Annotated in this window: 7 protein-coding genes; 6 read left to right on the top strand and 1 reads right to left on the bottom strand. The window is 72.2% G+C overall.

Annotated features, from left to right (window positions below; translation table 11 throughout):
• Nucleotides 1-298 precede the first annotated feature (298 nt).
• Together FHG89_RS32430 and FHG89_RS32425 are read left to right on the top strand one after the other, a co-directional pair.
• On the top strand, nucleotides 299-2,050 hold the full coding sequence (locus FHG89_RS32430) for a CTP synthase (protein WP_139588189.1): 1,752 nt from the start codon (nucleotides 299-301) through the stop codon (nucleotides 2,048-2,050).
• Nucleotides 2,051-2,102: 52 nt separating this feature from the next.
• Nucleotides 2,103-2,708: an NUDIX domain-containing protein gene (locus FHG89_RS32425; RefSeq protein WP_139588188.1), complete on the top strand. Its 606-nt coding sequence runs from the start codon at nucleotides 2,103-2,105 to the stop codon at nucleotides 2,706-2,708.
• Nucleotides 2,709-2,795: 87 nt separating this feature from the next.
• On the opposite strand, the gene FHG89_RS32420 is transcribed toward FHG89_RS32425, so the two are convergent.
• On the bottom strand, nucleotides 2,796-3,053 hold the full coding sequence (locus FHG89_RS32420) for a TM2 domain-containing protein (RefSeq protein ID WP_139588187.1): 258 nt from the start codon (nucleotides 3,051-3,053) through the stop codon (nucleotides 2,796-2,798).
• A 294-nt stretch (nucleotides 3,054-3,347) separates the two neighbouring features.
• Between FHG89_RS32420 and ald the strand changes: the two genes are divergently transcribed.
• The 4 genes from ald to FHG89_RS32400 all read left to right on the top strand — a co-directional run.
• Nucleotides 3,348-4,463, top strand: a complete 1,116-nt coding sequence (gene ald / locus FHG89_RS32415) for an alanine dehydrogenase (RefSeq protein ID WP_139588186.1) — start codon at nucleotides 3,348-3,350, stop codon at nucleotides 4,461-4,463.
• Nucleotides 4,464-4,483: 20 nt separating this feature from the next.
• The gene (locus FHG89_RS32410) at nucleotides 4,484-5,467 is read left to right on the top strand and encodes a site-specific tyrosine recombinase XerD (RefSeq protein ID WP_139588190.1); all 984 of its coding nucleotides are present in this window, start codon (nucleotides 4,484-4,486) and stop codon (nucleotides 5,465-5,467) included.
• 183 nt (nucleotides 5,468-5,650) lie between these two features.
• Nucleotides 5,651-6,574: a ParA family protein gene (locus tag FHG89_RS32405; protein WP_088990243.1), complete on the top strand. Its 924-nt coding sequence runs from the start codon at nucleotides 5,651-5,653 to the stop codon at nucleotides 6,572-6,574.
• A gap of 41 nt (nucleotides 6,575-6,615) precedes the next feature.
• The coding region (locus tag FHG89_RS32400) for a segregation and condensation protein A (RefSeq protein ID WP_425280253.1) at nucleotides 6,616-7,452 on the top strand (837 nt) is incomplete at its 3' end.

Here is a 7,452-nt window from a genome sequence, read left to right as displayed (position 1 = left end):
CCGGGGGCCGGCCCCGGCCCCCGGTGACGCCGCCGGTCGAACGGTCCCCAAACGTCGACGACGCGCCGGAGCCGACCGCTGTGGTGCCGCCCCGGCAGGTCACCCGGTCATCGACCGAGGTTGCCGCTCCCTGAGCGTCGGGTGTCGTCGCGGTGACCCCTGTGGTGTCGCAGCCGGGGTGCGGCCTGCGGGTACCGACCCGGGAGGTGTTACCGTCGAATCCCGTGGATCGCGTGATCACTGAGCTGATCAAGCACGGCGGTCTGCATGACCGCGACAGACGACACGGGAGCAGGCCTTGGCCCCATCAGCACGGACGACCAGGCACATTTTCGTCACCGGGGGCGTCGCCTCCTCGCTGGGTAAGGGCCTCACCGCCTCCAGCCTCGGCAACCTGCTGACCGCGCGCGGGCTGCGCGTGGTGATGCAGAAGCTCGACCCCTACCTGAACGTCGACCCGGGGACGATGAACCCGTTCCAGCACGGCGAGGTCTTCGTCACCGATGACGGCGCCGAGACCGACCTCGACGTCGGGCACTACGAGCGTTTCCTGGACCGGGCGTTGTCCGGCAAGGCGAACGTCACCACCGGCCAGATCTACTCCGACGTGATCGCCAAGGAGCGCCGGGGGGAATACCTGGGCGACACCGTCCAGGTCATCCCGCACATCACCAACGAGATCAAGTCGCGGATCCTGTCGATGGCCGACCCGGACGACGACGGCCAGCAGCCCGACGTGGTGATCACCGAGGTCGGCGGCACGGTCGGCGACATCGAGTCGTTGCCGTTCCTGGAGGCGATCCGCCAGGTCCGCCACGACCTGGGCCGCGACAACTGCTTCTACCTGCACGTGTCGCTGGTGCCGTACCTGGCGCCGTCGGGGGAGCTGAAGACCAAGCCGACGCAGCACTCGGTGGCGCAGCTGCGCAACATCGGTATCCAGCCGGACGCCATCGTGCTGCGCTGCGACCGGGAGATCCCGGTGAAGCTCAAGGAGAAGCTGTCGCTCTACTGCGACGTGGACGCCGAGGCGGTCGTCGCCGCGCCGGACGCCCCGAGCATCTACGACATCCCGAAGGTGCTGCACCGCGAGGGACTGGACGCGTACGTGGTGCGCCGGCTCGGGCTCTCCTTCCGGGACGTGGACTGGACCAGCTGGGACGACCTGCTGGAGCGGGTGCACCGGCCCCGGCACACGGTCACCGTGGCGGTGGTCGGCAAGTACGTCGACCTGCCGGACGCGTACCTGTCGGTGAGTGAGGCGATCCGCGCGGCGGGCTTCGGTCACCGGGCGCGGGTGCAGCTCACGTGGGTGCCCAGCGACGAGTGCGTCACCCCGGCCGGCGCGGCGGCGGCCCTGGCTGGCGTGGACGGCATCCTGATCCCCGGCGGCTTCGGCGTACGCGGCATCGAGGGCAAGATCGGCACCGCCCGGTACGCCCGCGAGAACGGCATTCCCCTGCTCGGCCTCTGCCTCGGCCTGCAGTGCATGACCATCGACGTGGCCCGGCACCTGGCCGGCCTGGACGGCGCGAACTCGCTGGAGTTCGACGAGCAGGCCGCCCACCCGGTCATCGCCACGATGGCCGACCAGGAGGACATCGTCGCCGGCAGGGGTGACCTGGGCGGCACGATGCGGCTCGGAGCGTACCCGGCGACGCTTGCCGAGGGCTCGATCGTGGCCGAGGCGTACGGCAGCACCGAGATCAGCGAGCGGCACCGGCACCGCTACGAGGTCAACAACGCCTACCGGGACGCGCTGACCAAGGCGGGTCTGCACATCTCCGGCACCTCGCCGGACGGCCGGCTCGTCGAGTTCATCGAGTTGGACCGGAGCCTGCACCCGTTCTTCGTGGCCACGCAGGCGCACCCGGAGCTCAAGAGCCGTCCGACCCGCCCGCACCCGCTGTTCGCCTCGTTCGTGAAGGCGGCCGTGGCGTACTCGCAGGCCGACCAGTTGCCTGTCGACCTGGACGCGGCGGCGGAGGCCCCGACGGCGCGCAAGGCAGCCCGCAACGGTGCCGCGTCGAAGGCCGCGTCCAGCTCGTGAGTGAGCGCGGCGAGCGGACCGGCAGCGTCGTCGAGCGCGGCGAGGCGGCGGCGTGAGCGGGCTGGAGCACCGCTACGAGGTGCGTTCCCGGCAGGAGCGGTACCGGGGGCGGATCTTCGACGTGGTCACCGAGGAGGTGACCATGCCGGGCGGCGGGACCGGGGTGCGCGACCTCGTCCGGCACGTCGGGGCGGTGGCCGTGGTGGCGCTCGACGACGCCGGCCAGGTGGTGCTGATCCGGCAGTACCGGCATCCGGTGGGGCGGCACCTGTGGGAGCTGCCGGCCGGGCTGATGGACGTCTCCGGCGAGGAGCTGCCGGCGGCCGCGCTGCGGGAGCTGGCCGAGGAGGCGGACCTCACCGCCGGGCGGGTCGACGTGCTTGTCGACCTGCACAGCTCGCCCGGTTTCACCGACGAGGTCGTCCGGGTGTTCCTGGCCCGGGACCTCGCCGACGTGCCCCTGGACGAGCGGCACGAGCGGCACGACGAGGAGGCCGACCTCCAGGTCGTGCGGATCGACCTGGACGAGGCGGTCGCCATGGTCCTGGCCGGCGAGGTCACCAACGCGTCGGCGGTGGCCGGGCTGCTGGCCGCGGCCCGCGCCCGGGACACCGGCTTCACGGCGCTGCGCCGGGCGGACGCGCCGTTGCCACGCTGAGCGCCGCCGCCGGTCCAGCCGGCGGGGGTACGCGCGAAGGGGCCCCGCGGTCAGCCGCGGGGCCCCTTCGCGCGTCGATCCGGCCGCTCAGTCGCGCAGCGGGCGACCCTGCGCGTCGGTGCCGCCGTTGACCAGGATGAGGATGCCGTCGATGACGCCCCAGAGGGCGCCGACACCGCAGGTCACAAAGCTCACGACGAGCTGGAGAACGGCGATCTTGGTGTGTCCGGTGTAGAACCGACCGGCCCCGAAGGTGCCGAGCAGGATGCCGAGGATGCCCGCGACGACCTTGCTCTTGTCGGAGTAACCCGGGGCGTACCCCGGCTGGTAAGGAGGAGTGGTCATGGGCGGTCACATTAGTGATCCACTCGCCTGCTGTCCGCATCGCCACCCGGCAGATGGGACGATAATGGCCGAAGATTGTCCTGACGGCTGAGGTGACGCTCCACCGCCGTACCGCGCCGGCTGCCCTGACACATCGTCAGGACACCCGGTCACCGGATGCCACTGTGCTGGCCCGCGGCGGCGTCGGGCGCGCCTAGACTGCCGCCGGCGGGACCGGTGGACCGTGGTGGCAATGGGGCCATCGCGGCACCGAGCAGTCGGGGGAGAGCAGCCCCGAAGAGAGGTGTCTGCATCGTGAAGGTCGGAATCCCACGCGAGGTCAAGAACCACGAGTACCGCGTGGCGATCACGCCAGCGGGTGTCAACGAGTTCACCCGCAGCGGCCACCAGGTCTTCGTCGAGTCCGGCGCCGGGGTCGGCTCCAGCATCACCGACGAGGAGTTCGCCGCCGCCGGCGCGAAGATCCTCGCCACCGCCGACGAGGTGTGGGAGACCGCCGAGCTGGTGCTCAAGGTCAAGGAGCCCATCGCCGAGGAGCACCACCGGATGCGCGAGGGGCAGGTGCTCTTCACCTACCTGCACCTGGCCGCCTCGAAGGAGTGCACCGACGCGCTCATCGACCGCAAGGTCACCGGCATCGCGTACGAGACCGTCGAGCTGCCCGACCGGTCGCTGCCGCTGCTCGCCCCGATGTCCGAGGTCGCCGGCCGGCTCGCCCCGCAGGTGGGCGCCTTCTACATGATGCGTACCGGCGGCGGACGCGGTGTGCTGCCCGGCGGCGTCTCCGGCGTGTACGCGGCCAAGACCGTCGTCATCGGCGCGGGCGTCTCCGGCATGAACGCCGCCGCCATCGCGCTCGGTCTGCAGTCCGAGGTGCTGCTGCTGGACAAGAACGTCGCCCGGCTGCGCCAGGCCGACGCCATCTACCGGGGCCACCTGCAGACCGTCGCGTCCAACGCGTACGAGGTCGAGCGGGCGGTGCTCGACGCCGACCTGGTCATCGGCGCGGTGCTGGTGCCCGGCGCGAAGGCCCCGACGCTGATCTCCAACGAGCTGGTCTCCCGGATGAAGCCGGGCAGCGTGCTCGTCGACATCGCGATCGACCAGGGCGGCTGCTTCGAGGACTCGCGTCCCACCACGCACGCCGACCCGGTCTACAAGGTCCACGAGTCGATCTTCTACTGCGTCGCGAACATGCCCGGCGCGGTGCCGAACACCAGCACCTACGCGCTGACCAACGTCACCCTGCCGTACGCCCTGGAGTTGGCCAACCAGGGCTGGCGGGAGGCGCTGCGCAGCGACCCGGCGCTGGCGCTGGGCCTGAACACCCACGCCGGCCGGGTCACCTACGGCCCGGTCGCCGAGGCGCACGGCATGGACGTGCTCCCGCTGGCCGACGCGCTGAGCTGAGCGGTGGCGGGCTGACCGGCATCGCGGCCAGCGCCGGCGCGGACGAGCGGTCCGCGCCGGCGCTGCGCCGCGCCGTACGCGCCTACCTGGACCACCTCACCGTCGAGCGCGGCCTGTCCGCGAACACGCTCGCCTCGTACCGCCGGGACCTGGACCGCTACCTCGCCACCCTCACCGACGCCGGCGTCGCCGACCTCGCGTCGGTGGGCGCCGGCGTCGTCGAGTCGCACCTGGCCCGGCTGCGCGCCGGCGACGACGAGCACCCGCCGCTGGCGGTCTCCTCCGCCGCCCGCGCGGCCAGCGCGGTACGCGGCCTGCACCGCTTCGCGCTGCGCGAGGGCCTGACCGGCGTCGACCCGAGCCGCGACGTGCGCCCGCCCACCCCGCCGCGTCGGCTGCCCCGCGCGCTGGGAGTCGACGACGTGGTGCGGCTGCTGGAGGCGGCCGGCGCGGTCACCGCGACCGGCGACGACGCGCCGCTCGCGCTGCGCGACCGGGCGCTGCTGGAGTTCCTGTACGGCACCGGCGCGCGCATCTCCGAGGCGGTGGGCGCCGCCGTGGACGACCTGGACCACGACGAGGGCACCGTGCTGCTGCGCGGCAAGGGCGGCCGGGTGCGGCTGGTGCCGATCGGCGGGTACGCCGTCGAGGCGGTCCGCGCCTACCTGGTGCGGGCGCGGCCCGGGCTGGCCGCGGCGGGCCGGGGCACCCCCGCGGTGTTCCTCAACGCCCGGGGCGGCGCGCTGTCGCGCCAGGGCGCCTGGATGATCCTGCGCCGGGCGGCCGCCCACGCCGGACTGCCGGTCGACGGCCCGGCCGCGGTGTCCCCGCACACCCTGCGCCACTCGTACGCCACCCACCTGCTCGACGGTGGCGCCGACGTGCGGGTCGTCCAGGAACTGCTCGGCCACGCCTCGGTGACCACCACCCAGGTCTACACGCTCGTCACCGTCGAACGGCTGCGCGAGGTGTACGCCACCGCCCACCCGCGCGCCCGGGGCTGAGGTCCCCGGTCGCGGTCGGTCCCGACACGCCGGGCCGGTGCCGAACCCCCTGCTGGTCGGTGGCGTACAGTCGGCATCGGCGCGGACCTCCTGGGGCGACACGACCGGGGTGCGCAGCGGCGCCGCGAAGGACGTCGGACGGCTCCGACGCCGGGTGGGTCGTCGGGAGGGGGCAACGAGGACATGGCTGGCAACGGTGACCGTGCCGAGACCTGGACGTCGGAGCTCCGCGAGCAGCAGGCCACGCTCGGTGCGGACCTCGGTCCGGCGGACCCGGCGGCCTACACGATGCGCAAGCCCATCCCCGAGCCGATGCCCACCGATCGGCACGGCCCGGCGCGCATCATCGCGATGGCCAACCAGAAGGGCGGCGTCGGCAAGACGACCACCACCATCAACCTGGGCGCCGCCCTGGCCGAGTACGGCCGCAAGGTGCTGCTCGTCGACTTCGACCCGCAGGGCGCGCTGTCGGTGGGCCTGGGGGTCAACCCGCACAACCTCGACCTGTCCGTCTACAACCTGCTCATGCAGGACGACGTGACCGCCGAGGACGTCCTGATCAAGACCGACGTGGCGGGCCTGCACCTGCTGCCGGCCAACATCGACCTCTCCGCCGCCGAGATCCAGCTCGTCAACGAGGTCGCCCGGGAGATGGCCCTGGCCCGGGTCCTGCGCTCGGTCCGCAAGGAGTACGACTACATCCTGATCGACTGCCAGCCCTCGCTGGGTCTGCTGGCGATCAACGCGCTGACGGTCGCGCACGGCGTGCTCATCCCGCTCGAGTGCGAGTTCTTCAGCCTGCGTGGTGTGGCGCTGCTGCTGGACACCATCGACAAGGTGCGCGAACGGCTCAACTTCGACCTGGAGCTCGAAGGCATCCTCGCCACCATGTACGACAGCCGCACCACCCACTGCCGCCAGGTGTTGCAGCGGGTGGTGGAGGCGTTCGGCGACAAGGTCTATCAGACGGTCATCACCAAGACGGTGAAGTTCCCCGAGTCCACGGTGGCCGGCGCCCCCATCACGACGATGGACCCGGCGTCCTCCGGGGCGCGCAACTACCGTCAGCTGGCCCGCGAGGTGATCGCCGCCCAGTCGGAGCGGTAGCCGGAACGCCCGGTGTCCGTCTCGTGCACTACGGTCGTGCGGTGACCGCGCCACCCCTCGACCCGCCCGAGACCGCTGCTCCGGCCGTGGTCGAGGGCGTGCCGTCCGCTGGTTTCACGGTGCGGCTGGCCAACTTCACCGGCCCGTTCGACCTGCTGCTGCAACTGATCGGCAAGCACAAGCTCGACGTGACCGAGGTGGCCCTGCACACGGTCACCGACGAGTTCATCGCGTACATCCGGGCCATGGGCGACGACTGGGACCTCGACGAGGCCAGCGAGTTCCTGCTGATCGCCGCGACCCTGCTGGACCTGAAGGCCGCCCGGCTGCTGCCCGCCGCCGACGTGGAGGACGAGGAGGACCTCGCCCTGCTGGAGGCACGGGACCTGCTCTTCGCCCGCCTGTTGCAGTACAAGGCGTACAAGGAGGCGGCGGCGCACATCGCCGAGCTGGAGGCCGTCGGCGGTCGCCGCTATCCACGGGCGGTCAGCCTGGAACCCCGGTACGCCGAGGCCCTGCCCGACCTGGTGCTCGGCATCGGCCCGCAGCGGCTGTTGAAGCTGGCCGTGAAGGCGATGACCCCGAAGCCGGTGCCGGAGGTCTCCATCGCCCACGTGCACATGGTCCGGGTCAGTGTCCGGGAGCACGCGGCGATCCTCGCCAACCGCCTGCGCCGCGCCGGCACGGCCACGTTCTCGCTGCTCTGCGCGGACTGCGAGGCCACCCTGGAGGTGGTGGCCCGGTTCCTCGCGCTGCTGGAGCTGTACCGGGAGGGTCTGGTCGCCTTCGTGCAGGAGCAGGCCCTGGAGGAGCTGACCGTGCGCTGGACCGGTCCGGCGGACGGCGACACCGAGCTGCACGTCGACGAGTACGCCGGC

Origin of the sequence: Micromonospora orduensis (assembly GCF_006228125.1) — a bacterium.
In the GTDB taxonomy this organism is placed as follows: Bacteria; Actinomycetota; Actinomycetes; order Mycobacteriales; family Micromonosporaceae; genus Micromonospora; species Micromonospora orduensis.
Note: the sequence above shows the minus strand (reverse complement) of the source record. Positions and strands in the feature narration are given on the sequence as shown.

What these genes read in the sequence shown, in the direction of transcription:
- FHG89_RS32420 (WP_139588187.1), bottom strand. Translation starts at nt 3,053, where the DNA reads ATGACCACTCCTCCTTACCAGCCGGGGTACGCCCCGGGTTACTCCGAC.
- FHG89_RS32405 (WP_088990243.1), top strand. Translation starts at nt 5,651, where the DNA reads ATGGCTGGCAACGGTGACCGTGCCGAGACCTGGACGTCGGAGCTCCGC.